The 25,073-nt window shown below is 59.1% G+C and carries 25 protein-coding genes; 14 read left to right on the forward strand and 11 right to left on the reverse strand.

The genetic code is table 11. The features are described 5' to 3' along the window. Positions 1 to 231: 231 nt before the first annotated feature. From DWU99_RS02770 to DWU99_RS02780, 3 genes are all read right to left on the reverse strand, one after another. Positions 232 to 690, reverse strand: coding sequence for a fasciclin domain-containing protein (locus DWU99_RS02770; RefSeq protein WP_115476456.1), 459 nt, complete (start codon positions 688 to 690; stop codon positions 232 to 234). A gap of 144 nt (positions 691 to 834) precedes the next feature. After that, positions 835 to 1,095 (reverse strand): hypothetical protein, encoded by a 261-nt coding sequence (locus DWU99_RS02775; protein WP_115476457.1) that lies wholly within the window; start codon positions 1,093 to 1,095, stop codon positions 835 to 837. A 115-nt stretch (positions 1,096 to 1,210) separates the two neighbouring features. Further along, the gene (locus DWU99_RS02780) at positions 1,211 to 1,663 is read right to left on the reverse strand and encodes a fasciclin domain-containing protein (protein WP_115476458.1); all 453 of its coding nucleotides are present in this window, start codon (positions 1,661 to 1,663) and stop codon (positions 1,211 to 1,213) included. Positions 1,664 to 2,159: 496 nt separating this feature from the next. Here DWU99_RS02780 and DWU99_RS02790 point away from each other — a divergent pair, with 496 nt between their 5' ends. Beyond that, positions 2,160 to 2,717: a YqhG/Tai3 family protein gene (locus tag DWU99_RS02790; protein WP_115476459.1), complete on the forward strand. Its 558-nt coding sequence runs from the start codon at positions 2,160 to 2,162 to the stop codon at positions 2,715 to 2,717. A gap of 12 nt (positions 2,718 to 2,729) precedes the next feature. Here DWU99_RS02790 and DWU99_RS21485 read toward each other — a convergent pair whose 3' ends face one another. Beyond that, positions 2,730 to 2,834 (reverse strand): transposase, encoded by a 105-nt coding sequence (locus DWU99_RS21485; RefSeq protein WP_233510832.1) that lies wholly within the window; start codon positions 2,832 to 2,834, stop codon positions 2,730 to 2,732. 343 nt (positions 2,835 to 3,177) lie between these two features. Between DWU99_RS21485 and DWU99_RS02795 the strand changes: the two genes are divergently transcribed. From DWU99_RS02795 to DWU99_RS02810, 4 genes are read left to right on the forward strand one after another with little or no spacing between them, the layout of a single operon-like run. Further along, the gene (locus tag DWU99_RS02795) at positions 3,178 to 3,858 is read left to right on the forward strand and encodes a hypothetical protein (RefSeq protein ID WP_115476460.1); all 681 of its coding nucleotides are present in this window, start codon (positions 3,178 to 3,180) and stop codon (positions 3,856 to 3,858) included. A gap of 42 nt (positions 3,859 to 3,900) precedes the next feature. Next, entirely contained in the window at positions 3,901 to 4,857 is a 957-nt protein-coding gene (locus tag DWU99_RS02800) for an EamA family transporter (RefSeq protein WP_115476461.1), read from the forward strand. A 58-nt stretch (positions 4,858 to 4,915) separates the two neighbouring features. Next, entirely contained in the window at positions 4,916 to 5,653 is a 738-nt protein-coding gene (locus DWU99_RS02805; protein WP_115476462.1) for a cupin domain-containing protein, read from the forward strand. Then, positions 5,650 to 6,420: a class I SAM-dependent methyltransferase gene (locus DWU99_RS02810; RefSeq protein WP_115476463.1), complete on the forward strand. Its 771-nt coding sequence runs from the start codon at positions 5,650 to 5,652 to the stop codon at positions 6,418 to 6,420. Before DWU99_RS02805 ends, DWU99_RS02810 begins: the two co-directional genes overlap by 4 nt. Positions 6,421 to 6,525: 105 nt before the next feature. On the opposite strand, the gene DWU99_RS02815 is transcribed toward DWU99_RS02810, so the two are convergent. After that, positions 6,526 to 6,885: an L-rhamnose mutarotase gene (locus tag DWU99_RS02815; protein ID WP_115476464.1), complete on the reverse strand. Its 360-nt coding sequence runs from the start codon at positions 6,883 to 6,885 to the stop codon at positions 6,526 to 6,528. After that, positions 6,885 to 8,171 (reverse strand): L-fucose:H+ symporter permease, encoded by a 1,287-nt coding sequence (fucP, locus tag DWU99_RS02820; RefSeq protein WP_115477158.1) that lies wholly within the window; start codon positions 8,169 to 8,171, stop codon positions 6,885 to 6,887. The genes DWU99_RS02815 and fucP overlap by 1 nt, the downstream gene beginning before the upstream one ends. A gap of 203 nt (positions 8,172 to 8,374) precedes the next feature. Between fucP and DWU99_RS02825 the strand changes: the two genes are divergently transcribed. After that, complete coding sequence (locus tag DWU99_RS02825) at positions 8,375 to 9,151, forward strand: IclR family transcriptional regulator (RefSeq protein WP_115476465.1); 777 nt, start codon at positions 8,375 to 8,377, stop codon at positions 9,149 to 9,151. A gap of 63 nt (positions 9,152 to 9,214) precedes the next feature. Next, on the forward strand, positions 9,215 to 10,591 hold the full coding sequence (locus DWU99_RS02830; RefSeq protein ID WP_115476466.1) for an alpha-L-fucosidase: 1,377 nt from the start codon (positions 9,215 to 9,217) through the stop codon (positions 10,589 to 10,591). Here DWU99_RS02830 and DWU99_RS02835 read toward each other — a convergent pair. Further along, positions 10,570 to 12,276, reverse strand: coding sequence for an NAD-dependent malic enzyme (locus tag DWU99_RS02835; RefSeq protein WP_115476467.1), 1,707 nt, complete (start codon positions 12,274 to 12,276; stop codon positions 10,570 to 10,572). The two genes, DWU99_RS02830 and DWU99_RS02835, sit on opposite strands and share 22 nt — an antisense overlap. A gap of 185 nt (positions 12,277 to 12,461) precedes the next feature. Between DWU99_RS02835 and DWU99_RS02840 the strand changes: the two genes are divergently transcribed. Next, positions 12,462 to 12,884 carry a DUF2501 domain-containing protein gene (locus DWU99_RS02840; protein WP_115476468.1) on the forward strand — a complete coding sequence of 141 codons (423 nt, stop codon included), beginning with the start codon at positions 12,462 to 12,464 and terminating at the stop codon, positions 12,882 to 12,884. Positions 12,885 to 12,957: 73 nt separating this feature from the next. On the opposite strand, the gene fghA is transcribed toward DWU99_RS02840, so the two are convergent. Both fghA and DWU99_RS02850 read right to left on the reverse strand, forming a co-directional pair. After that, positions 12,958 to 13,788, reverse strand: coding sequence for an S-formylglutathione hydrolase (gene fghA, locus DWU99_RS02845; RefSeq protein ID WP_115476469.1), 831 nt, complete (start codon positions 13,786 to 13,788; stop codon positions 12,958 to 12,960). Between the two features lie 17 nt (positions 13,789 to 13,805). Then, the gene (locus DWU99_RS02850) at positions 13,806 to 14,915 is read right to left on the reverse strand and encodes an S-(hydroxymethyl)glutathione dehydrogenase/class III alcohol dehydrogenase (protein ID WP_115476470.1); all 1,110 of its coding nucleotides are present in this window, start codon (positions 14,913 to 14,915) and stop codon (positions 13,806 to 13,808) included. Between the two features lie 150 nt (positions 14,916 to 15,065). Here DWU99_RS02850 and DWU99_RS02855 point away from each other — a divergent pair, with 150 nt between their 5' ends. Together DWU99_RS02855 and DWU99_RS02860 are read left to right on the forward strand one after the other, a co-directional pair. Continuing rightward, positions 15,066 to 15,653 carry a hypothetical protein gene (locus tag DWU99_RS02855; protein ID WP_233510833.1) on the forward strand — a complete coding sequence of 196 codons (588 nt, stop codon included), beginning with the start codon at positions 15,066 to 15,068 and terminating at the stop codon, positions 15,651 to 15,653. 34 nt (positions 15,654 to 15,687) lie between these two features. Beyond that, positions 15,688 to 17,040, forward strand: coding sequence for a hypothetical protein (locus tag DWU99_RS02860; protein ID WP_115476472.1), 1,353 nt, complete (start codon positions 15,688 to 15,690; stop codon positions 17,038 to 17,040). 4 nt (positions 17,041 to 17,044) lie between these two features. Here the strand turns inward: DWU99_RS02860 and DWU99_RS02865 are convergent, their stop codons facing one another. Then, a complete protein-coding gene (locus DWU99_RS02865) occupies positions 17,045 to 18,166 on the reverse strand; it encodes a calcium:cation antiporter (RefSeq protein WP_115476473.1) in 1,122 nt (373 codons plus the stop codon). A 268-nt stretch (positions 18,167 to 18,434) separates the two neighbouring features. Here DWU99_RS02865 and DWU99_RS02870 point away from each other — a divergent pair, with 268 nt between their 5' ends. From DWU99_RS02870 to DWU99_RS02880, 3 genes are all read left to right on the forward strand, one after another. After that, positions 18,435 to 19,742, forward strand: coding sequence for an alkaline phosphatase family protein (locus tag DWU99_RS02870; RefSeq protein ID WP_199535687.1), 1,308 nt, complete (start codon positions 18,435 to 18,437; stop codon positions 19,740 to 19,742). A 119-nt stretch (positions 19,743 to 19,861) separates the two neighbouring features. Further along, on the forward strand, positions 19,862 to 20,908 hold the full coding sequence (locus DWU99_RS02875) for a family 16 glycosylhydrolase (protein ID WP_115476475.1): 1,047 nt from the start codon (positions 19,862 to 19,864) through the stop codon (positions 20,906 to 20,908). A gap of 53 nt (positions 20,909 to 20,961) precedes the next feature. Beyond that, positions 20,962 to 22,050, forward strand: coding sequence for an aromatic ring-hydroxylating oxygenase subunit alpha (locus DWU99_RS02880; RefSeq protein WP_115476476.1), 1,089 nt, complete (start codon positions 20,962 to 20,964; stop codon positions 22,048 to 22,050). A gap of 54 nt (positions 22,051 to 22,104) precedes the next feature. Here the strand turns inward: DWU99_RS02880 and DWU99_RS02885 are convergent, their stop codons facing one another. Then, entirely contained in the window at positions 22,105 to 24,189 is a 2,085-nt protein-coding gene (locus DWU99_RS02885; protein WP_115476477.1) for a M13 family metallopeptidase, read from the reverse strand. A 246-nt stretch (positions 24,190 to 24,435) separates the two neighbouring features. On the opposite strand from DWU99_RS02885, the gene DWU99_RS02890 reads away from it, so the two are divergent. Then, a complete protein-coding gene (locus DWU99_RS02890) occupies positions 24,436 to 24,786 on the forward strand; it encodes a carboxymuconolactone decarboxylase family protein (RefSeq protein WP_115476478.1) in 351 nt (116 codons plus the stop codon). Positions 24,787 to 25,073: the final 287 nt, after the last annotated feature.

Genomic DNA, 25,073 nt, shown 5'->3' on the forward strand with positions numbered 1-25,073 from the left:
ATGGAGATCAGCGCACAGATCGGCGCCGCGCTGGATCGGCTAAGCAAGGAGAACTGGACCAACACGCAAAGCCGGATGTGGCAATGACCCAAGGAAGGCCGTCGTGGGCGCCCCTAAAAAAAGTATCTTGGCCCCGAGGTCGAATCGATCTGTCCGTGGAAACGGGTCTACTTCAACCTGCCCCGTTTTGGCTTACATGCGAATGCCCAAACCTATCAGCGCCACCCTCTATCAGTGCAACGTGGAAGGCTCAATGGGCTGCATGACAGTGTCGATCATATGAATGACGCCATTGCTTGACACAATATCGACCCCAATCAGGTTGGCACCATCGATTCTGATCTTGTCGCCTTCCTTCGTGATGACGGCGGATTGGCCTTGCAACATTTTGGGATGCGACATGGTGCCCACGTCAGCGGAAGATGCGAGGCCAGGAAGGATGTGATACTTGAGCACGGACAGCAATTCGGCCCTGTTTTCCGGCCTTAGCCAATCCTCGACGGTCCCCTTCGGCAGCTTGGCGAATGCCCTGTCGTTCGGGGCAAACAATGTGTAAGGACCGGAGGCACTCAGCATCACGGTAAGCCCAGCGGCATCCAGCGCCTTTCGCAATACGATGAATGAACTGAGGGACTCGACCGAATCAACAAGATTGTCATTCGGGGTGTGGTTGTTGACATGAGTACTCATGACTTCTCCTGCGGAAAGGGTCCGCCTGCAACGCCGGAGCGGCCGATACGGCGCCGGTGTCTCAAGGCGGCAAAAGTAGGTTTATTGAGTCGTGTCCAAAACGTACCGGATGCTCACCGCTTCCGCGGATGGGTAGATGCTCGCTCATCCGGCTAGAGTCCTATCTCTCTGTTGACGACGTACCGTTAGACGCGACGGGCACTCATTGGCCATGAAGATCGCGTCGATACGTTCTTCCGCCTCATCGACGAGCAGGGCTAGCACGAGCTCGGCAGGAACATCCAGGCGCAGGTACTTGCGCGCAAAGTGATCGATCCGGCCTTGATCGTGAAGAACCTCGCAGGCCTCCCCGATAGCGATAATTTGATAACCGCGATAGTTCTCGCACATGGAATTGCTTTGCATAAAACAATCCTCACCCTCACTCCACAGATCTGCACTGGCAGCGCCCGAGTGCCTTCCATGGCGTGTTCAGTCGATGCGTTGTGGCGAGGTTTCCCCCGCCACAAACCCCTGTCGGTTAGTGTTTGGTTGGCACGATGACCGTATCGATGGCGTGGATGACGCCATTGCTCGATGCGATGTCCCGCTGAGTGATCTGGGCACCACCTATGCTGAGCGTCTCGCCGTCTTTCGTTACCGTTGCGCTTTGACCCTGCATCATCTTCGGCGCGGTCAATTTTTCGACCTCAACGGACGATGCCCGGCCTGGCAGAACGTGATACTTCAATACGGAAATCAACTCCGCCTTATTCTCCGGCTTGAGCCAGTTCTCGAGCGTGCCCTTGGGCAGCTTTTCGAACGCGGCATCCGTCGGCGCAAAGAAAGTGTACGGGCCGGAACCTTTCAGCACAGCGGTCAAATCAGCTGCTTCGAGAGCCTTGCTCAACGTATGGAATGAGCCGTTTGCTGCCGCTGTATCGATGATGTTCTTGGAAGAAACTTGAGAGGTGCTGGAATCATGAGTAGACATGAGTTCGCCTTGAGTGGTAATCCGCATGGCGGATTTTGAGCGGCCGAAGCCGCAGCTCCGATATGGAAATCGGAGAAATACTCAGTTGGCGTTAGGGGATAGGACCGCGCGGCTGAGACGCCTGCCAAGGAGAAGCATTTACTTTCCCGGCGCCTTGGTAGCATGCGCTTACAGTTGTTAGTTAAGGGTAACGCACCGAGGACGCCTTGGTTCCAATAAAGGACTATGCTGGGATCGCGACTATCCCAAAGGCAGCGGTCATGACGAGTGTTTCTGGCACGACGAAAAATGGATTTACGTACGAAGGCGACTACGAACAAGCAAGTACAGACCGCGTCACCTGGACAGCCACCTATCGACGCGGCGGTCATTTCTATGGAATGCGACACGGCCGAGTCAACGAGCTTACGGGTGTATCCGTGGCGGAGGTTGACGATGCTGTGAAGGACGACATTGAGTCGACGTGGACCCGGCCCATGTAAATGTGGATGTCGATATGTATCGCTATTTGATCGTGCTTGTTGCGTTGCTGCTCATGCCAAGGGCATTGCTTGCGGTTGCGCCAGCCGGTAACGCCGGACCGGCGGCAACGGTGGACGGTTTCTATCGCGCCAACGCGCAGCTCAAGGTTCAAGGCTTGCCCAACGACGAACAGTTGCGTGTATTGACGCCGTATCTAAGCGCTCGACTGCTGTCGGCGATGCGGGCAGCCAAGGCGCAGCAGCAGATCTGCATCCAGAAGCATCCGGGCGACAAGCCGCCGCTGATCGAGGGGGATTTGTTTTCCAGCTTGTTTGAAGGCCCCACGGGCTTTCAGGTAGGAGTCGCGCGTGTTTCCGGAATGCGTGCGCAGGTTCCAGTGCATTTTCGCTACGACCAGGCGGGAACAAAAGATCATCCGCGCTGGACGGATACGGTTTTGCTAGTGCGCGAGGGTAAGGCGAAACGGCTTTGGCGTATCGACGATCTGCGCTATGGCGGCAATTGGGGGTTTAGCCATGGAACGGGCGCGCTGTTGTCATCCATGCTGACTGATCCGGCGCTTTGCAAATAAAGCTTTTTGATTTCACCCCAATTCACGCACCACCACAGCCGGTGGCTTGCCGCTCATCTGCATTAGCCGAACGGCCTCGCGCTTGAACTCTGCCGTGAATCGTTGAGGCTTCTCCATCAAACACCTCCGTGAGAGTCCTCACTTTCAGGTGTCTGCAAAATCAGGAGTGGTCCATCTTCAGGCCCCCCTTTCCCGCCCCCTCCCCTTTTTTCCCCTTCCTACGCACAGCCCTATGGGCCTCTTTTTCGCAAAACCTACCGCTCACACCAGCACACGACTACACAAAACCTATACATCGGCCAACGCGCTGAGCACTCATTTTTTGCAATGCTTCCCAACCCGAGGCGACATTCTCTCTTGTTTTTCGCCACGGGAAAGTTACGCGCCGTGCATGCGCCATGAATCGAGATAGCTCGAGTCCTTGATAGAAATTGGAAATTGAAAATGTGAGGATACGTTTGTGTTTGATCTTAGGAAGCATCAGTACAACTATTTCTACGACTTGGTAACTGTGGTGGAAAACCTCATTCCCGAATATATCTGCGACCGGCTCGCCGCGCGGGTAAATGGTGTGATCGCGGAGGATCTTGTCGACCACGTCAAGCACAAGGCATTAGGCACCAATGCTGTTTCCGACCTCGGCGGTGAATACGACCACCATATTTTCAAGGGCGACGACATCCGGGCGCACTTGCCCGAGCTGAACGTGATCTACCATGCCGTACTTCCGTTAATTAGCGTGATCACGTGCGCAGACGCGGTAGTCTCGCCGTACCCGGTGTCGGATATCAATATCAAAGCATATCCACCCGGCGGCGGCACTCTCGGCCTTCACTACGATACCAATGGAATTACGGTCTTGTTGTTCCTGACGGACAATAAAGAGGCGCCGTTACGGATGCAGATCGAAAGGTCTCATCCGAGCAAGAAGGATCCGTGGATCGAGACGCGCAAAATTTACGCGAAAAAAGGCGCACTAGTGGTCATGCAGGGTCGAAAGACACTGCATGACAGCGAGCCAACAAGTACCGAACAGAAGCTCACGGTGGTCTACAACTACTACGAGCGTCACGACACCTATCGTCACGAGGACTTCGACAAATTCGTTTACTACGGCGTAAAGCCGACAGAACTGGCCTGACGCAAACTTAAGCTTACGAATTAATCGATTTCGCAGCGCGCAATGGAACATGCGCCGATAGCACTCGGCGCATCTTTAATAGGTGTCATCAAGGTGAAGAGATCAGATCTGATTATCGGTGCACTGGTCACGATCATGTGGGGGGCAAACTTCTCCGTGATCGAGATGGGCCTGAAAGCCCTCGATCCATTTACGCTGACGTTCCTGCGCTTTCTGTTCTCAGCAGTGCCGGCAATAATCTTTGTACCGCGCCCCAAGGACGTCGAGATCAAATATCTCGCACTTTATGGAACACTATTCGGCGCCGGAATGTGGTGGGTCGTGAACTTTGCGATGTACAACGGGCTGTCCGCTGGGATCTCGTCTGTCTTCCTCCAATTCAGCGCATTTTTTACGATCGTCCTGAGCAAAATCCTCTTCAACGAGAAGATCAACGCCATCCATGTGGCCGGCATGGCTTTGTCGGTCATCGGCCTGATCAGCGTCTTTCTTCTCTCTCACGAGCCATCGACAAACACAGGCGTAGCTCTGGTGCTGCTCGCCGCAGGCTCTTGGGCCGTGTGCAATCTTATTGTCAAGTCCAAGAAGCCGAAGAACATGATTGCGTTCATCGTCTGGTCGAGCGCATTTTCTGCACCCGCAATCTTCATCATGACGGTGGCAGTGAAGGGTTTCGCCCCATTCATCGAGATCAAGGACAACTTGACGATCCCGGCAATCATTTCGGTCTTGTTCCAGGCCTACGTGACGACGATCCTGGGATACATGGTTTGGAATAACCTCATGAAAAAGTATCCGTCCTCTGAGGTCGCCCCGCTTTCATTGCTGGTGCCGATTTCCGGAATGCTGTCATCCCACTTTTTCTTCAGCGAGAGCCTCGATCACTACCGGATTCTTGCCATTGCCCTGGTAATCGTCGGCCTTGGTGTATTTATCAATTCAGGGAAAATCTTGTCGCAGCTCAAGCGGATTGAATTGCGAAGTGATCGTCAGGCATAGATCCCGCGCTCTTAGCTCACGGCTTGCTGTTGCATTGCACTCCCACGGAAGGAAAAAAATGAGTAATGCTATTCGACGCCTCGATAGCGACCGGATGTTCGTAAGTACCATTGAGCGGTTTGAGAAATACGAATTTTCAGATGACCGGCATTCAGTACGAATTATATTGACCACTGGCAAGGCAGCCACGCTGGAAGCGGAAGCGAGCCATTACGTAGTGGTCTGTGATGGTGAATTTCAAGTTTCGCTGAAGAATGCGACGCATCATCTCTCGGAGGGCTGCTTCGGTAGTTTTCCGGGGGTTACTCAGATTAAGGGTGAAGGGCGTGCGTTTGTTTTGTCGAGCTTAGGCTATCGCAGCCCACTTCTCGCTGGCGGACCGGCTGAAGAGCAGGGACGCCTTCGCTACGTTGATGGTTGTACGACCAGCCTTTTGTTGCCTCCACCGGTCCGTGGCGAACCATGTCTCAACTTCATGCATTTACCGCGCAACGTTTCTCAGACGATGCATACGCATCCCTCACTTCGCGCAGGGATCATTCTGTCAGGGAACGGACAATGCAAGACAAAAAAAGGCGTGCTCGGATTCCATCCTGGCACAACCTTCTTCATTCCGCCCTACCTTCCACACAGCTTCCAAAGCAATGACGAAACTTTGCGCATCGCCATATTCCATCCGGATTCCGATTCTGGGCCGACGCACACGAATCACACGATGCTAAACCGCACCTTTGTTGGCGGTAAATCGGCACAGTTCATCACAAAACTTCATACGACGGACGGTGCGCAACAATGATACGCGCGAGTTCTCAACTGCAAAATTGGAGCCCGCAACTCTACGCCAACAACGCTCGATTCGTGGGCGACCTGGCTAGTGCAGCTGTAAAGCTATTGGATCCACAAGCTGGGGAGCGCGTTCTCGACATCGGTTGCGGCGATGGTTACCTGACGAAAAAAATTGCAGCGGGAGGTGCGCAACTCGTTGGCATCGACTACAGCCCCGAACTGGCAAGCGCAGCTCGTGCCCGGGGACTCGAAGTGCATGTTCTAAGCGCGGAAGTCATGGAATTTGACAACGAATTCGATGCCGCCTTTAGCAATGCAGCACTCCACTGGATGCTGAATGCTAAGGCACTGGTGGCAGGTGTCGAGCGGGCACTTAAACCGGGTGGGCGGTTCGTCGGTGAGTTTGCAGGCGCAAAGAACGCCTACCATATTCGGCGCGAGGTTCATGGTGCGCTTGCAAGGCGGGGAATTGACCCAGTGAAGGTCGACCCTTGGTATCTCCCGACAGCGGAAGAGTACCGCGAAGTGCTTGAAAGCGGTGGGCTTCGTGTCGCGACGATTATGCTGTTTGATCGCCCAGTGACCATCAATTACCCGATCGCAGATTGGATCAGGACGTTCGGCAGTCCGTATTTGGCGGCGCTAAAAGACGATAAGACTCGCGTTGAATTTCTTAATGAGGTAACGCGGAAACTAGAACCATATCTCCTGGGTAGTGATGGTCGTTGGACGGTGGATTACACTCGCGTGCGCTTCCGCGCAGAGAAGCTCCTATGAGAATAGCCCCGCACTGTCATTGTTAGCTCACCGAGCAGTCCAACCCTCTCAATGAGCTAACAATGACAATTGTAGTTACCAAGCCCGCCAAGCGCCTGTGAAAAGCTAGCAACTCAAACTCTTCGCATCGAGCGCTTCCGTCAACGAGAATATGCGCCTCATCGGCACCCACTTCTGCCCCGCTTCGCTCCACGGCAAACGCTGCTGGTAGCGATCCATCAACTGCTCCCACGCCTGCGTCTTCGCATCACTACCGCGCGTAGCGGATACGTCGTAATCGTCCGGCACCTGCACGGCCATCACGAGGCGGTTGCCGGTGCGGAAGATTTCCATCTGCTCGATGCCTGATGCGCGGATGGACGCCACGATTTCCGGCCACACGTTTTCCGGGCGATGCCAGCGTTCGTATTCGGCAATCGCTTCGGCGTCGTCTTTCAGGTCGAGCGCATAGTAGAGACGTGCCATCAGCGTGCAGCCTCCGCCACGTTGCGACGGCGCTGCCAGGCGAACAGCAGGACCACGGCGAAGCAGCACGCCGGTACGCTCATGGCCGTGGCGATGCTGGAGTGATCCGAGACGGCGCCCATCACTGCGGTGAGTACGGCGCCGCCGATGATCGTCATCACGAGCAGTGCGGAACCGAGTTTGCGTTCGTCGTCGCCCCGCCCTTCCACGCCCAGCGCGAAGACCGTGGGGTACATCACCGACATGAAGAAGCTGCACGCCGCCAAGGCATAAGCGCCGCTGCTGCCTGGATGAAGCACCGCGTACAGTGTCAGGCACACGTTGATCGCGGCGAAGGCCATCAGCAGCCGCACGGGCGCTATGTACTTCATCAGTGCCGTGCCGGCGAATCGTCCTGCCATGAAGCACACCAGTTCTGCCATGAGGAAGTTGGCGGCGTCCCTGGACGACGTGCCCGTCATCGTCGCCTGCACATAGCGGATGGTGTAGCTCCAGACGCCGACTTGGGCGCCGACGTAGAAAAACTGCGCGCACATCGCGCCGACAAAGCGTCGGTCGCGCAACAGCTTGCCCAATACGCCTGCGCCCGCGTGCGTGGCGGACGAGGTATGCGCCGTCACCGATTTGGGAAAGCGCGTCAGCATGATCAACAACGCCCAGCCGAGCACGACCAGGCCGATCACCAGATACGGCCACTGCACGGCATGCGTTTCGCTCGTGTAATACGCCGTGCGCTCGGCCGCGCTCATGGCCGAAATCTGCGCGGGTGATCGCTCTATACCCGAGAAAATGAAATGCTGGCCGATCAGCACGCCCGCGATCGAACCCAGAGGATTGAACGCCTGGGCCAGGTTGAGTCGCCGCGTCGCCGTTTCGCGCGGCCCGAGCAGGGTCACGAAGGGATTGGCCGAAGTTTCCAGAAACGCCAATCCGCTGGCTATCACGAACAAGGCGAGCAGAAACAGTTCATACGTGCCGACCGATGCGGCGGGCCAGAACAGCAACGCACCCACGCCGTAAAGCGCCAGGCCGAAGATCACCGCGCTCTTGTAGCCGAAGCGGCGCATGTACATGCCCGCCGGCATCGCCACCAGGAAGTAGCCGAGATAGAAAGCGCTCTGCACCAGCCCTGCGCGAAAATCGCTGAGCACGAAGGCCTTCTTGAATTGCGCGATGAGCACGTCGTTGAGGTTGTTGGCGCCGCCCCAAAGAAAGAACAGGCTGACGATCAGCGCCAGCGGAAGCCAGCCGGGCCGGTCGTTTTCGGCGGCGCCGGCCGCGGACACGGGAACCTCTTCTGTCACAGTGTGCACATCCACCCTCTTCTCCCGAACCACGCCTACCCGCGCGTGACGTTGCCGCCCATTTGTGCAAATATGAAACCGTTATTCATGGATACTACAAGACGCGCCGCAACATGCTAGCCCTGGACAGCTGATCGAAGACGCCTATTAGAGTCAGCAGCCGGTGACCAAAAGGGGAAAAAACCATGGCCAACCCACCTCCCAAATACCGTGCGCCCGCCCTGGACAAGGGCTTGGACATCCTCGAGCTTCTCGCCGGCGCGAAGCGCCCCCTGAGCATCGCGGAAATTTCCGAAGGCGTCGGGCGCTCGCGCGGCGAGATATTCCGCATGCTGCAGGTGCTGGAAGAGCGCGATTACATCGCGCGCGGCGAAGGCGACATCGGCTATTCGGTCACCCCGCGCCTGTTCCGTCTGGGCATGGAGCAGCCGCCCGTCAAAAGCACGATCGAGGCGGCCATGCCGGTGATGCACCGGCTCGCCGATATCAGCGGCCAGGCCTGCCATCTGGTGGTGCCGTCGGGCGAACAGATCGTGGTGGTCGCCCGCGTCGATCCGCCCGGCGAAGTGGCACTGGTGGTGCGCGTCGGGCATCGCCGTCCGATGGCGAAATCCACGTCCGGCCATGTGCTGCTGGCCTTCCAGGAAGAAAAGGTGCGCGAACGCTGGCTGGATCTCATCGCCCGTTACGAACCCACGCTGGAACGCAAAAAGCTGATGAAGCTGCTGACGCAATTGCGCACGCGCGGCTATGCCACGGAACCGAGCAACGTCGTCGACGCCGTGACGGATATTTCCGCGCCGGTGATGCAGCACGGCAGCGCCGTTTGCGCACTCACGATTCCGTATATCGAGCAGCAGACCACGGCGCAAACCATGGAAGACGTCATCGCCGAGCTGCTGAGTGCCACCCGCGAGATTTCCGATGCGTTGCAGTTCGGCATGCCTTCACGGCCCGACTGATCGTCTGCGCACGCCACCCACCACACGCACGAAGTCCTCGACTGCCTGACAGGTTCTGAAGCCATGCTCCTAAATCGACGTTTTCTTTTCGCCACTGCTGCGATGGCCCTATCCGTTGCCGGCAGCGCTTCGGCCCAGAATTTCGTCGATGTCAAACCTTCGCCGCAGCAGTTGCATTGGCAGGATCTTCAATTCGGCGTGATCGTGCATTTCGGCACCAACACGTTTCTGGATCGCGAATGGGGCGACGGCACGGCCGATCCCAAGGTGTTCAATCCCGATCATGTCGATCCGGACCAGTGGGCGCGTGCAGCCAAGTCTGCTGGCGCAACGTATGTTGTGCTCGTCGCCAAGCATCACGATGGGTTCTCGCTGTGGCCGACGGATCAGAGCGACTATTCGGTCAAGGCGAGCCCGTGGATGAATGGCAAGGGCAACCTCGTGCAGATGACGGAAGAAGCCGTCCGCAAAGAAGGCATGGAATTCGGCGTTTATCTCTCGCCCTGGGATCGCCACGAACCGCGCTACAAGGATTCCGCCGCCTACGATAAGTACTACCTCGCGCAGATGGACGAGCTGGTGCAGGGTTACGGCCCGCTGGTCGAATGGTGGCTCGATGGCGCCGGCAGCGCGGGTCATGTCTACGACTTCAAGAAATACGTCGAAGAACTGCGTACCTACCAGTCGAACACCATGGTCTTCGCCGATGTGTCGCTGTTCGGCTATGGCGACATCCGCTGGGTGGGACAGGAAGACGGACACATCCACGGCGAAAACTGGAACGTGATCGATCGCCATAGCGAACTGCGCTGGCGCCCGGTGGAAGTCGACACGCCGCTGCACAAGCTGCAATGGTTCTGGCATCCCGACAGCGACAAGACGCTCAAGAGCGTCGATGAGCTGGTCGACATCTGGGAAAACAGCGTCGGACGCGGCGGCCAGTTGATGCTTGGCATCGCGCCGAATCGCCATGGCCGGCTGCCGGATGCCGACGTGGCGCGTCTGAAGGAGTTCGGCGAAGCGCTGGAAGCGCGTTACGGTGTCGACAAGGATCTGGCGAAAAACCATCTCGCCGCCGATGCCAATGTCGCCGCCGCGCTGGATGGCGATCGCGATACGTTCTGGTCCGCGCCGGATGATGCTCATCACGCCACGCTCGAAGTCGATTTCGCCAAGCCGGTGACCTTCGATCACACGCTCACGATGGAATGGCTGAACGAAGGTCAATGCGTGCAGAAGTACGCGGTCGAAGCATGGACGAACGGCGCATGGACACCGGTGGTCAAGGCGGAAGCCATCGGCCATATGAAGATCGATCGCTTCGCACCCACCACGGCCACCAAGGTGCGGCTGAACATCCTGTCCAGCACATGCACGGCGCGCATTCGCGAGTTCCAGCTATTCGACGTGGGCGATCTTCACGCGACGACCAACTCGTAGGGACGATAGCGCGGCTCCCAGACAATCGCCTGAATGCGCTTGTCGAGCGTCGCCTCATCGCAAACGTCGGCTACGCCGTCGGCCTGGGCCTGGATAGCCACGGCCCTCGCCACAGCCACCGACACGGCACGCAATTGATCGACGGGCGGCAGCAGACGCCCGTGCGGGTCACTGACCGTCGGCGACATGTCCGCGACGACTTTGCCGGCGACCATGAACATCGCATCCGTCACGCGTTTGGCGCCCGCCGCCAATACGCCAAGGCCTACGCCCGGAAAGATGTATGAGTTGTTGGTCTGGTCGATGTCGAAGCGCCTGTCATGCCACTGCACCGGCGCAAAGGGACTGCCTGTACCGATCAACGCACGCCCGTCCGTCCATTCGATCAACTGCTGTGGCGTCGCCTCGCTGCGCGAGGTGGGATTGGACAACGGGAAAATCACCGGGCGCTCCACGTTCTGCGCCATCTCGCGAACCACCGGCTCGGTGAAGGCGCCCGTCTGACCTGACACGCCGATCAGCACGGTAGGTTTCGCGTTGCGCACGACATCGAACAAGCCGATCTGATCCGGCTTGCCCAGCGACCAGTCCTTCACGACGTCGCGTTGTTGCACGAACGGCGTCTGCGCGGGCGTGATGCCTTCCATGCCTTCTAGCAGCAATCCATTGCGATCGACCAGGAAGAACGCTTTGCGCGCCTGTTCTTCGTTCAAGCCCGCATCGACCATCACCCGCAGCAGCAACGAGGAAATGCCGCACCCTGCCGAACCCGCGCCCAGCACGGCAATGCGCTGATGGGTCAGCGGGATGCCCGTGACGTTGATCGCCGCGAGCAGCGTGCTCGCCGCAATCGCGGCGGTGCCCTGGATATCGTCGTTGAACGTGCAAAGCCGGTCGCGGTATTTGGCCAGCATGCGGCTGGCGTTGGAGCCGGCGAAATCTTCCCACTGGAGCAGCACGTTCGGCCAGCGCTCGATCACCGCGCTGACGAATTCCTCCACGAACACATCGTATTCCGCGCCCACGATGCGCTCGTGACGCCATCCGATGTAAAGCGGATTGGTAAGGCGCTCGTGATTGTTGGTGCCCACGTCCAGCAGGATGGGCAAGGTCAGATCCGGATGAATGCCCGCGCAGCCTGTATAGAGCGAAAGCTTTCCGATCGGAATGCCCATGCCGCCCGCGCCCTGGTCGCCCAGTCCGAGAATGCGCTCGCCGTCGCTGACGACGATCACCCGCACATGGTCGAAGCGCGAATCGGACAGGATCTCGCGAATGCGGTGCCTGTTCGGATAGCTCAGGAACAGACCGCGCGGCTTGCGCCAGATCTCGCTGAAATGCTGGCAGCCTTCGCCCACGGTGGGCGTATAGACCAGCGGCAGCAGTTCGTCGAAATGCCGTATCAGCACGGCGTAGAACAGGGTTTCGTTGGTGTCCTGCAAATCGCGCAGGAAGGCGTAGCGCTCGAAGTCGGTATTGAATGCGCGCATGACGCGGAGGCGGCGCTCGATCTGTTCGTCGATGGTGCCGATGTGGGGCGGCAGCAAACCGTGCAATCGGAAGACGTCGCGCTCTCGCTCGCTGAAAGCCATGCCCTTGTTCAACATGGGCTTGGTGACGAGATCGTAGCCGGTCAGGTGGGTCCTGATGGGCGAGTCAGAACCGAATGCGGGGAGTTCATACATGGCGCACGGTCTCCGTTGGCAATACGCGCCACTACACCACATTCTCCGTTACAGACGTGTCGCACATCGCGGCAACAACCGGGGATTGTATTCAGGAACAATCGATAACAATGGCCGGCAGTTAGTGACATATCCCTAACGAGCAAGGGTGTTGAATGCTCGCACCATAAGGAGGAGGAACGCTCATGAAAAAGCAAATCGGCGGTATTTTGGTGATCGGATTCGGCCTTGCCTGCAGCGCAAGCTTCGCTCAGGACCTTGGCAGCCTAGGCAGCAAATTGGGCGGCATGGTGCCCGGCGGCGGCTCGATGACGTCCGGCAGCATGGGGAACGTGGCCGGCCTCCTGGGCTACTGCGTCAAGAACAATTACCTAGGCGGCGGTTCCGGCGCATCGGGCATCCAGAATCAGTTGCTTGGCAAGATGGGTGGCCAGGCCAGCAGCGACTCGGGTTACCTGAGCGGCTCCAAAGGCATTCTGCAGGGCGGAAACGGCAAGACCATGGACCTTGGCAGCGTCGGCGGCGGCTCGAGCGACATGAAGTCGAAGATCACCACCAAGGTTTGCGATACCGTGCTCAAGCAGGGTAAATCGTTCCTGGGGCATTGAAGAACGGGCAAGCCGCTTCGCTTGCACGGAACATCCGCATCGGCGATGCATGCGCCGATGCGGATCGCCGGTTTCAGCTGCGCAATGCCGCTGCGTGATACGCGATATGCTCGCCGATAAAGCTGGCGATGAAGTAATAGCTGTGATCGTATCCGGGCTGCATGCGCAGCGTGAGCGGATGACCGGCGGCCTCCGCAGCCGTCTTCAGCAAGTGGGGACGGAGCTGCGTTCGGAGAAACTCATCCGCGTCGCCCTGATCGATCAGCAGTGGTAGCCGCTCGCTCGCTGTTTGTACGAGTTCGGTGGCATCCCACGCCTTCCAGGCTTCCCGATCGTCGCCGAGGTAGGCGGCGAACGCCTTCTCTCCCCACGGCACTTGCGAGGGTGCGACGATGGGGGAAAACGCCGACACGCTGCGATAGCGGCCTGGATTCCTCAAGGCAATCGTCAACGCACCGTGGCCACCCATGGAGTGACCGCTGACCGCACGCGCATTCGTCACAGGGCAATGCGCCTCGATCAAGGCAGGCAATTCATGCACGACATAGTCGTGCATGCGGTAATGCCGCGCCCAGGGTTCCCGCGTGGCGTTGATATAAAAACCGGCGCCGATGCCGAGATCGTAACCCTCGGCATCGGCAACACCTTCTCCACGCGGACTGGTATCCGGTGCCACCAGCGCAACGCCCTGCTCCGCCGCGTAGCGCTGCGCGCCCGCCTTGGTGATGAAGTTCTGTTCGGTGCACGTAAGGCCGGACAACCAGTACAGCACGGGCACCGGCTTCTTGGCGGCCTGCGGTGGAAGGTAAACCGCAAAGCGCATGTCGCAGCCAAGCACTTCGGAACGGTGCCCGTATACATCCTGCCAACCGCCGAAACAGGCGCGATGTTCAATGCGTTCCATGTTTGCGACGCCCTGGCTTAGAAATGGATGACGGTGCGAATCGATTTGCCCTCGTGCATGAGATCGAAGGCTTCGTTGATCCGTTCCAAAGGCAGCTTGTGCGTAATGAAGGGATCGAGCCGGATCTCGCCGCGCATCGCCTGCTGCACCATGCTGGGCAACTGAGTGCGGCCTTTCACGCCGCCAAAAGCGCTGCCGCGCCATACGCGCCCCGTCACCAACTGGAAGGGTCGCGTATGAATCTCCTTGCCCGCACCCGCGACGCCAATGATCACGCTCTCGCCCCAACCCTTATGGCAGCACTCCAGCGCCGCGCGCATTACGTCGACATTGCCGATGCATTCAAAGCTGTAATCGACGCCGCCATCCGTCATCTCGACGATCACTTCCTGAATCGGCCGGTCGTGATCTTTCGGGTTGATGACATCGGTCGCGCCCATGTCGCGCGCCAGGTCGAACTTCGCCGGGTTCATGTCGATCGCCAGGATGCGCGCGGCCTTGGCCTGCACGGCGCCCTGGATCACGGCAAGGCCGATTCCGCCCAGGCCGAACACCGCCACCGTCGCGCCGGGCTCGACCTTGGCGGTGTTATGCACCGCGCCGATCCCCGTCGTCACGCCGCAACCGAGCAGGCAGACCTTTTCCAGCGGCGCCTGCGGATCGATCTTCGCCAGCGATATTTCGGGCACGACGGTGTACTCGCTGAACGTGCTCGTGCCCATGTAGTGATAGATGGGCTTGCCTTGATAAGAAAAGCGCGTCGTGCCGTCGGGCATCAGGCCCTTGCCCTGCGTCGCGCGCACGGCCTGGCAAAGATTGGTTTTGCCCGACAGACAGAATTTGCACTTGCCGCACTCGGCCGTATAGAGCGGAATGACGTGATCGCCCGCTTTGAGCGTCGTCACGCCCTCGCCCACCTCGACCACCACACCGCCGCCTTCATGCCCCAATACCGCCGGAAACACGCCTTCGGGATCGTCGCCCGACAGCGTGAAGGCATCCGTGTGGCAAACGCCTGTGTGAGTGATTCTCACCAGCACTTCGCCCGCGCGAGGCGGCGCGACGTCGATCTCGACGATTTCCAGAGGTTTGCCGGGGGCGAATGCGACGGCGGCGCGGGATTTCATGGCGGTACTCCTGACGAACCAACTAAAGACGAACGATTATCCAACGATGCGGCGACGATCGAAATGGCTATATTGCCGCGCATGAAAGTGGTCATTGGGCACGCATGTCGCCGGGCGTAACGTAGACCCGGCTTCAGCCAGGAGATGACCATGACGACGTACGGGAAAATGGCGCTGCTCGGCATCGCGTGCATCGCAAGTCTCGCGCTATGTACGGGACGCGCGTCCGCTCAGGCGACTGACGCACACGCCGGCCCGTCATACCGCGATGGCGCGCATGATTTCGACTTTGAAATCGGCACCTGGAAAACGCACCTGACGCGCCTCCTTCATCCCTTGAGCGGCTCGCATGCCTGGGCCACGTACGATGGCACCACCGTGGTTCGCAAGGTCTGGGATGGACGAGCCAACCTCGTGGAACTGGAAGCCGACGGCCAGGCCGGTCACCTCGAACTGCTTTCGCTGCGCCTCTACAATCCCGATGCGCATCAATGGAGCCTCAATGTCGCCAGCAGCCGCGGCGGCAGTCTCGGCGTACCGACCATCGGCGAATTCAAGAACGGGCGCGGCGAATTCATCGACCAGGAAACCTTCAACGGCCGCGCGATCCTGGTCCGATTCGTGATCTCCGATATCAAGCCGGATTCGTGTCATTTCGAACAGGCGTTTTCCGACGATGGCGGCAAAACCTGGGAAGTGAACTGGATCGCCACGGACGTTCGGGTTAAAACAGGCTGAAAGAGCTGCGAAGCTCTGTCCACCGAGAGTGCTGATGTCTGCGCGCCGGGTAGCCGCCATCGGATGCGTGCTGTGGATGGCCTCCACGGCGACGTCCGTTTGTGCGCAATCGGAAAACGAATGGACAGCCGAACAGGCTGCCGCCGCGCAAAAGTCCGACAAGATCATGGCGCAGGCCAACGCCCATAAAGGATTGCTTGCGCAATACCTTGTGCTGCGACAGGCCTATGCCAGCGACAACTCTCGTGCGTTTCGCATGATCTTCGGCCAGTACGTCAGCTGGTATCAGAGCTTTCTTGGCGACTACCCGCTGGCCGTCAAGAGCTTTTCAATCGCACAACCCGCGCAGCCGGACGACCATCCATCCCCATTGACGACAGGCATCTACACTGCACGCCCCGCCGTGGAAGCTATACCGGAACTCGCCCGGCACTATCGCATCGTGCTGTTCAACGAAGCGCACAACGTGGCGCTCACCCGCAGCCTCACGGTGCAACTGTTGAGCCGACTGCGCGAGGAAGGCTTCGACTACTTCGCAGCCGAAACGCTGGTCCAGAGCGACACGGCACTTGCATCGCGCGGCTATCCCACCGACGACAGCGGGTTCTACACCGAGGAACCCGTGTATGCGGAGATGGTGCGCACGGCGCTGAAGCTTGGCTTCAAGGTTGTCGCTTATGAAGCGACGTCCAGTGCATTGAGCGGCGACGCGCGCGAGGCCGAGCAGGCGCGGCATATCTACGAACAAGTCTTCGCGCATGACCCGAAGGCGCGATTGATCGTCAATGCGGGCTACGACCACATCGTGACGTCCGGGCCCTACCTTGGTGGCAAGTCGATGGCGGAATATCTGTCCGCGCTCGCCAAGGAACCCATGCTTTCGGTGGAGCAAACCATGCTGTACCCGCGGCCATCGAGCAACGACGATCATCCGTACTACACCACGGTGATGCAAAAACTCCATCCGGATGAACCCATCGTGTTTGTCGACGCCAAGGGGAAGCCCTGGTCTCTGCGACCTGGCTACGACATCAGCGTTTTCTTTCCGCCCATCAAGCTGGAGCATGGACGACCCGGCTGGCTCAGCCTGGGCGGATTGCGCCGCCCTTATCCGGTGACAGCGGATAACTGCCGCGCGCACTACCCCTGCCTGGTCGAAGCGCGCTATGACAACGAAGGCGCCGATGCCATTCCTGCGGATCGGATGCTGCTGGAACAGGTGCCGCTAGGTCTCTCCGACACCCACATCGCCGTGTACAGCAGCAATCAGGGCGTACCGTCCAGCGATCTCTACCTGCGGCCCGGGAAGTACCAGGTGAGTTTTGAGACCGACAACGATCGCGTCATCCACCGGGAAGACATCGTCGTACCCGAAGCAAGTCACTGAGAAGCTACCCCCCGAAAATCAGGAACAAATACGCGACAAAGAGAATCAGGTGGACAGCACCCTGAAGAAAGTTGGTGCGTCCGCTGGAGAACGTAATCATGCACAGCGCAAGCGTCAGCACGAAGAGAAGCAGATCGGTGTGCTGCAGGCCAAGCATGATGGGATGCTGCGTAAGTTCGCTGATGACAATAATGGCCGGGATGGTCAAACCGATGGTCGACAGCACGGAACCCAGGAAAATATTCATCGACCGCTGGAGATTGTTTCGTCCTGCGGCACGCACGGCACCGATGATTTCCGGCGTGGCCACCAGAACCGCCATCGCAAGACCGGCGAGGGCGGCAGGCTTGCCCATCGTCTCCACCACGTAATCGACCGGCGGCGCCAGCTTTTGGGCCAGATACACCACCAGCACCATGTAAATCGCGAGCATGACGACGTGAAACGACAGCGGCGCTGTCGCCGCGTGAGCCTTCGCAGCACGCGATTCCGTTCTCTCTTCCTGCGGCACGAAGTAGGTGCGGTGCCTGCTGGTCTGCAAAAACAGAAATGCCACGTAAAGGCCAAGCGACACGATCGCGACAAATATTTTCTGCGCTATGGAAAGCCTCGGCGGACCCGATGCCGTGGCGATAAAATCAGGAAGCACCAGACACATCACGCCGAGCGGAATAATCACACCCAGATACGCATTCGCACCTTGCAGATTGAAATACTGCTCCCGATAGCGCAAACCGCCCAGCAGCAGCGACAACCCGACCATGCCGTTGAGAACGATCATGGTCACGGCGAACAAGGTATCGCGCGCCAAGGTGGGATTGTTCTCGCCGTGCAACATGATCGCCGTGATACTGACAACCTCGATCGAGGTGATGCAGAGCGTAAGGATCAGCGTGCCATAGGGTTCGCCCAGCCGTTCGGCCAGATGCTCACCATGCCGCACCACGGCCAGAGCGGAACCCAACACCACCGAAAACAGCCAGAAGAAAATCAGGGCCAGCCGATACAGATTGGGAAATTCGCCCAGCAACGTATCGCCATGGAACGCGAAGGCGAAAGTCGTCAGCACGCTGAGCGCAAGAAACCGTTCGCCGCGTATCAGCGCCGGCACGCCAGTCATCTGCATAGCATTTCCCCCGCCGCGTGGAGCGAACCGTTACAGGAAACCACTGGGCCGAAGCGTGTTTATGTGCGGCAGCAGCGTAAACATGGGCACTCTTTATGTCAAAGCCCATTCATGCGGAATTTCCGGCATCGAACGGATTGAGTACGGCAAGCGAAAGATGCGAAGCTGCCCCATCGGTGCATTGCGCACACAAACCCTGAGAAACGCCATGCGAAAGGTTCTGGTCCTTGCCTCTTTGGTTGCAGCGCTATTGGCAGGGTCCCCGTCCTTGCGTGCCCAATCGCCCAACGATGGCAGCGCTGCCACACAGGGACCGATTGTCGTACTCATCACCATCGACGGATTTCCAGCGCGCGCACTGCGCGATCCCAAATTGCCGATGCCTACGCTGCGCGCCTTGATCGCCCACGGCGCGCATGCCGACGCCATGCTGCCGATCAATCCAGCCATTACCTGGCCCAATCACACGGCCTTGATCACCGGCGTCGATGCGAGCGAGCACCACGTGCTGTTCAACGGCCTGCTTTCCTTTCCTGCCGACGGTGGCGCGATAGAGGTCAAACCCTGGGTACCCAGGGATGAACTCGTGCATGCGCGCACCTTGTACGACGCGCTGGCAGAGAAAGGCATGACCACGGGTCAGGTGGATTGGGTGGCGATATATGGAGCAAGGAACGTACGCCTGCAATTTGCCGAGAAACCCACCGCGGATAGCGCGATCGTGCAGGATCTGATCTCCCAGGGACTGGTCACCCAGCAGGACATCGCAACGTTCGATGACAGCAGTCCCGCCTGGCGCGATCAAATCTGGACGGATGCCGCGATCAATATCCTGACCCGGCACACGCCCAACCTGCTGCTTTTCCACCTTCTGCAAACCGACACGCTTCAGCACGAATACGGCGCGCTCTCGCCTGCTGGGTATGCCGCTTTCGCCTACGCCGATAGCAGCGTTGCACGGCTGATCGATGCAGCGCGCAAGGCGGGGCTGCTTGATCGCATCACGTTCATCGTCGCCTCGGATCATGGCTTCACCAACTATACGCACATGATCCATGCGAACGCCGCGCTGGTGCAGCAGGGTTTCTTGCGCATGCAGGATGGGCGCTACAAGGGCGATGTATGGATACAGCCGGAAGGTGGCGAAGCATCCTTGTATGTTCACAACCCAGCGCAACGTGCAGCGCTCGTTCCCAAGCTCAAATCCTATTTCGAAAAGCTGCCTGGCATCGCGGCGGTCTACACCAACGAAGAAGCCCGTAAGTTCGGCATCCCGTCATCTGATTCGACGAATCAGGCGCCGGATCTTTATCTCGTCGCCAAGCCCGATTACGCGTTCATGGACGGCACGGATGAGCCGGTGATCCAGAACGTGACGCCGGCCCGCGGGGCCCACGGCTACCTCAACACCAACCCCGATATGGATGCGCTTTTCGTTGCATCCGGCGCACATATCCGTGCCGGAGTGGACCTTGGCACCATCAGCAATCTGCGTGTGGCGCCCACCATTGCAAGGATTCTCGGAGTCTCGCTGCCTGCGGCAAAACAGCCTCCGCTCACTGGCATGCTGCCATAGTGTGGCTTGCGTTACAGAATTTTTGCCCCATGTCGATAGCCTTGCATAACTCGTTCAACCGCGATTTCCAGTAAAACTGTCTCGCCGGTATCAGCTGCCCATTAAGGGTGTAAGTGCTCATGCAGAAAAAAAAGCAGTTCTCCAAGGTCTTTGCGCTGGCAGGACATCGCATTTCGAAAATCATCGGTTGGGGTATCGGCATAACGGTCATCGGGCTGGCCAGCCATGTTTCCACGACCCATGCCGCGCAGATTCCGACACCACCGGGCTGGGTGTTGCAGTGGAGCGACAATTTCGACGGCCCTGCCGGCACACTACCCTCCAGCAAGCTTTGGCGCTTCGACATCGGTCATTCGTATCCGAATGGTCCCGTCGACTGGGGCACTTCCGAGACCGAGTCCTTTACGGACGACCCGAGCAATATTCATCTCGATGGCCAGGGGCATTTGCTGATCATTCCCCAGCGCGATGCCAGCGGCCAATGGACCTCCGCGCGCATCGAGAGCGTGCAGGACAACTTCATGGCGCCGGACGGAGGCATGTTGCGCATCGAGGCACGCATTCAAATGCCCAATGTGAACGGTCCTCAAGCGCTCGGCTACTGGCCCGCGTTCTGGGCACTGGGCAGCAACTATCGCACTGACATGTCGTGGCCGCACGCCGGCGAATTCGACATCATGGAGAGCGTCAACGGACTGGACAGCGTGTGGGGCATTCTTCACTGCGGCATCAATCCGGGTGGCCCTTGCGCGGAGCCGCAGGGCATCGGCAGCCGCGTTCCCTGCCCTCACGAGGCCTGCACGGGCGCATTTCACACTTATACGTTCGAATGGAATCGATCGGTCACGCCGGAAAGAATGCGCTGGTTCGTCGATGGCGTGCAGATCAACCAGGTCACCGAAAACCAGCTTTCGCCCAGCGTGTGGCACGACCTGACCACCCAGCGCGGCTATTTCGTATTGCTCGACGTCGCGATGGGCGGGGGATTTTCGTTCGTCATGGCGGGCTGGCGTCCCACGCCCACGCCGACCACCGAACCGGGGCACGCCATGGTCGTGGACTACGTCGCGGTGTGGACGCGTGCCGGTACCGGCAAGAAAGTCCCCGCCGAGCCGGAAATGACCGCCAACGGTACCAAAGGGTCTTCGAGCTCCGCACCGCGTTGATGCTGCACTGCGGTTCGATGAATACTCGGTTGCCGCCACCGTAACGTGTAGCCATGACCGAGTTACTTTCTCCCGACACACTTGCCTCGCAACAACTCGATCACGCGCTGACGCTGCCCGCGCGGTTCTATACCGATGCGCGCATGCCCGGCTTGGATGCCACTGCCATCTTCGCGCGCAGCTGGCAGCTTGTGTGCCATCACTCGCAACTTGCCGGCGTCGGCGATCACGTCGTCACGGAAATTGCGGGACTGCCGCTGCTGATCGTGCGCAGCGACGCATCCCGCATCCGCGCATTCCACAACGTGTGCCGGCATCGTGCAGGCCCCATCGCCACCTGCGACGGCCGCGGCGCGGAAAACCTGCGCTGCCGCTATCACGGCTGGACCTACGGACTGGACGGCGTGCTTCGCGGCGCACCGGAAATGGGGCGCACGCCGGACTTCAACCCCGCCGACATTCGCCTGCCGGAAGTGCGCGTGCATGTATGGCAAGGCCTGGTTTTCGTCGCCATCGGCGACGCCCCACCCTTCGATGCGTTTGTGGCGGGCATCGACGAGCGCCTGGGCCCGAACCGTTCATTGCACGACTACGAATTCCACCATCGCGTCGGCTACGACGTCGCGTGCAACTGGAAGGTCTACGTGGATAACTATCTGGAAGGTTATCACGTGCCGCATATCCATCCCGGCTTGAACAGCCTGCTCGACTATCGCAGCTACATCACCGAAACCGCCGAGTGGTATTCATATCAGTTCAGCCCCCTTGAAAGCGGCGACGATCTCTACGGCAGCGGCGAAGCGCTCTACTACTTTTTGTATCCGAACGCGATGCTCAACATCCTGCCCGGCCGCCTGCAGACCAATCGCGTGTTGCCGCGAGGCGTGGATCGGTGCCGCGTCGAATTCGATTTCTACTACGCGCCCGACGGCAGTGCGGAAGCACAGGCCCGGCGTGCGAAAGACATCGAATTCAGCGATGAAGTGCAGGATGAAGACGTCACCATCTGCGAAGACGTGCAACGTGGCCTGGCCTCTGGCTCCTACGAAGCCGGACGCCTGAATCCGTTACGAGAGAACGCCGTGCATCATTTTCATGAAATGGTTCGGCGCGCTTATCGCGATTCGCTCGTTCGTACCTGAAGCCAGGCCAAGTTATAGCGGACCGATCCATATCGGCCCGCCATCCGAACGTCACTACCAAATCCTCACCCGGTCGTCCGGTGACAGATAAAGCTTGTCTCCCGGTTGAACGTGAAACGGTTCGTACCAGCCGTCGATATTCCGCACGGCCTGCGCGCGGATGTTGTCCGGCGCGTGCACGTCCGTCGCCAGTCGCTGGCGCAATTCCTCATCGCGGATCTTGACGCGCCAACCCTGCGCGTAAGCCAGAAAGAAGCGTTCATCGCCGGTCAGCCCGTCGATCACCGGCGCCGGCTTGCCGTTGAGCGAACGATGATAAGCGGCATACGCGACGGCAAGGCCCGCTACATCGGCGATGTTTTCGCCCAGAGTCTGCTGGCCGCTCACATAAAGGCCGGGCAGCGCCTGGTAGTGGTTGTATTGCTCCACGAGCTTTTGCGTCGTCGCCTTGAAATGCGCGGCGTCCTGCGGCGTCCACCAATTTTCAAGTTTGCCTTGCGCGTTGAATTCCGCACCGAGATTGTCGAAGGAGTGGCTGATTTCATGCCCGATCGTGGCACCCGTGGCGCCGTAGTTCACCGCGGCGTCGCCGTGCGGAAAGAAGAACGGCGGCTGCAACACGGCAGCCGGGAAATTCAGGGCGTTTTGCACGGGCAAGTTCACCGCGTCCACCGTCTGCGGCGTCATCCACCACTCGCCGCGATCCACCGGCTTGCCCAATTTGGCAAGCTGATAACGGTAACGATGGGCCACGGCCCGCTGATGATTGCCCAGCGCATCGTCGGATCGGATCGCAAGCGAGCCGTAGTCGCGCCATGTATCCGGATAACCGACGCCCACGCGCAGCGAGGCGAGTTTTTCCTTAGCCTTGGCACGCGTGGCGGGCGTCATCCATGCCAAGGTGTCGAGGCGTTCGTTGAAGGTGGCGATGAGATTCTTGACCATCGCCTGCACTTCCGCCTTGGCCGGGGGCGGAAAGTACTTCTTCACGTAGACCTGCCCCACCGCATAATCCAGATCGTCGCTGGTGGCGTCGACCGCTCGTTTCCACCGTGCAGGTTGCGTGGGTACGCCCTGCAACGCGCCGGAATAAAAACCAAAGTGGAGATCGTCGTACGCTTTGGGCAACAGCGGCGCGGCCGAATCGATGGCGTGATAGCGCAGCAGTTGCTTCCACGTCTCGATCGGTTCGCCGCTCACGAGCTTTGCGATCGCCGCGGTGGCGGCAGGTTGCCAGGCATCGATCGCCTTCTGATCGCCAAGACCGGCAGCCTTGAAATAAACCGCCCAATTCATGCCCGGAGCATTTTTCGCGAAGTCGCTCATGCTCCACACGTTATTGGCCTTGTGAATGTCCTCGCTATCGATGAGGCTTTCCTGCGCCTGCGCAATCTTGGTTTCCAACGCCACGATCGACTTGGCCTGCGCATCGGCATCGGGCGTGCCTGCCAGGGTCAGCAATGCGCTGACATAGGTCTGATACTTGGCACGGGACGCAACCATTTGCGGATCTTGCGACAAGTAGTAGTCGCGACTCGGCATGCCAAGACCGCCCTGCAACAGGTAGGCCATGTTGCGCGAGGGATCTTGCAACGCCTGCGCCACGAAAAGCCCGAACAGGTTTTCCGTCTGGAAGTTGGTGGCGTTGATGGGATCGACATCCGCACGCTGTTCGCTGCCAAGCTCGCGGGCGAGATCGTCGCGTGTCTTGATGGCATCGATGCGGTCCAGCTCGGGCTTGATGGCAATCAGGCCTCGCTTTTCAATGGTCGCCTCATCCATGTAAGCCGCGTAGTAGTCCGCGATCCTGCGTTCGTTGGTGCCTGACGCTGGATGCAGCTTGGCCATGTTCTGGATCAGATCCGCGGTGCGCTTGGCGGTCAAATCCTCCAGCTCTTGCGTGGGACCGGTGCTCGAACGATCGGCAGGTATCTGCGCCGTTTTCACCCACGCGCCGTTGGCGTAGCTGAAGAAGTCGTCGCCGGGCTTCACCGAGTGATCGATATAGGAAAGATCGATGCCGGCATTTGCGCCGCCCGTCGTCGCCGGTTGATCCGCGCCCAGCACCACCGGAGTCGCCACCAAGGCTGCGGCAGCACCAAGCATCGCTGCGGTGAGAATCCTTTGAATGGGCTGCATGGCGGCTACCTGATGGGAAGTGAGTCAGCAAAAGATAATCCGGCGCCGCAGATATGCGCGTGTGGCTTTCGGACTAGGTCCCGGTGTCGATGCCATACCGCAACGCAACATGCATCAAGCCCCCGCATCGCCGGGAGTTGCCGCTCACCTGTACCAAGCCTTGCGCTACGGCGCGATACTTGGCAGACCCGTCGCGCACCTCGCGCGACTGGCTCCACCGCTAAACGATGAGAGAGGAGACACCTCATGATGGATTGGCTGGAGTATCGCAAGCAATTAATGGGCCGCATCGGCGAAGTCGGCAAACTCAGTCCCGACACGCTGGCCGGATACCAGACCTTGTCCAAGGCCGGTCAGAAGACGGGGCATCTCGATGCAAAGACGCGCGAACTGATTGCGCTGGCTGTTGCAGTGACCACTCGCTGCGATGGCTGCATCACCGTGCATACCGGCGAGGCACTCAAACATGGTGCCAATCACGGTGAAATTGCCGAAGCATTGGGCGTCGCCATCGCACTCAATGCAGGTGCCGCACTGGTGTACTCCGCTCGCGTGATGGACGCAGTCAGCGCCCATGAGGCAGTGAGTACCGCCTAGCGTTATCGGCGCCAAGCCCGGGTTGTAAAAAAATCACCCATCGCGGTCATATTTAGGTAAAGTTCGCTCGTTCGGGCGGAGCTGGCTGAACAGCTGTCCGCAGCATTGCAGCGCAGCAATCCGCCAAGGTGAAACAACGCCTGAAACGATCTGTCATCGAGCAGCACATACCCCGCCCGCTCGACTGATCCGAACGCTAAAAAGGGAGGAGCCATGTTGATACTGGTGCACACCCTTTCCACGACAGCACACACGCTGCCGCGTCGTACAGGCTTACGCCGATGCAG

This window comes from Dyella psychrodurans, assembly GCF_003363265.1.
In the GTDB taxonomy this organism is placed as follows: Bacteria; Pseudomonadota; Gammaproteobacteria; order Xanthomonadales; family Rhodanobacteraceae; genus Dyella_B; species Dyella_B psychrodurans.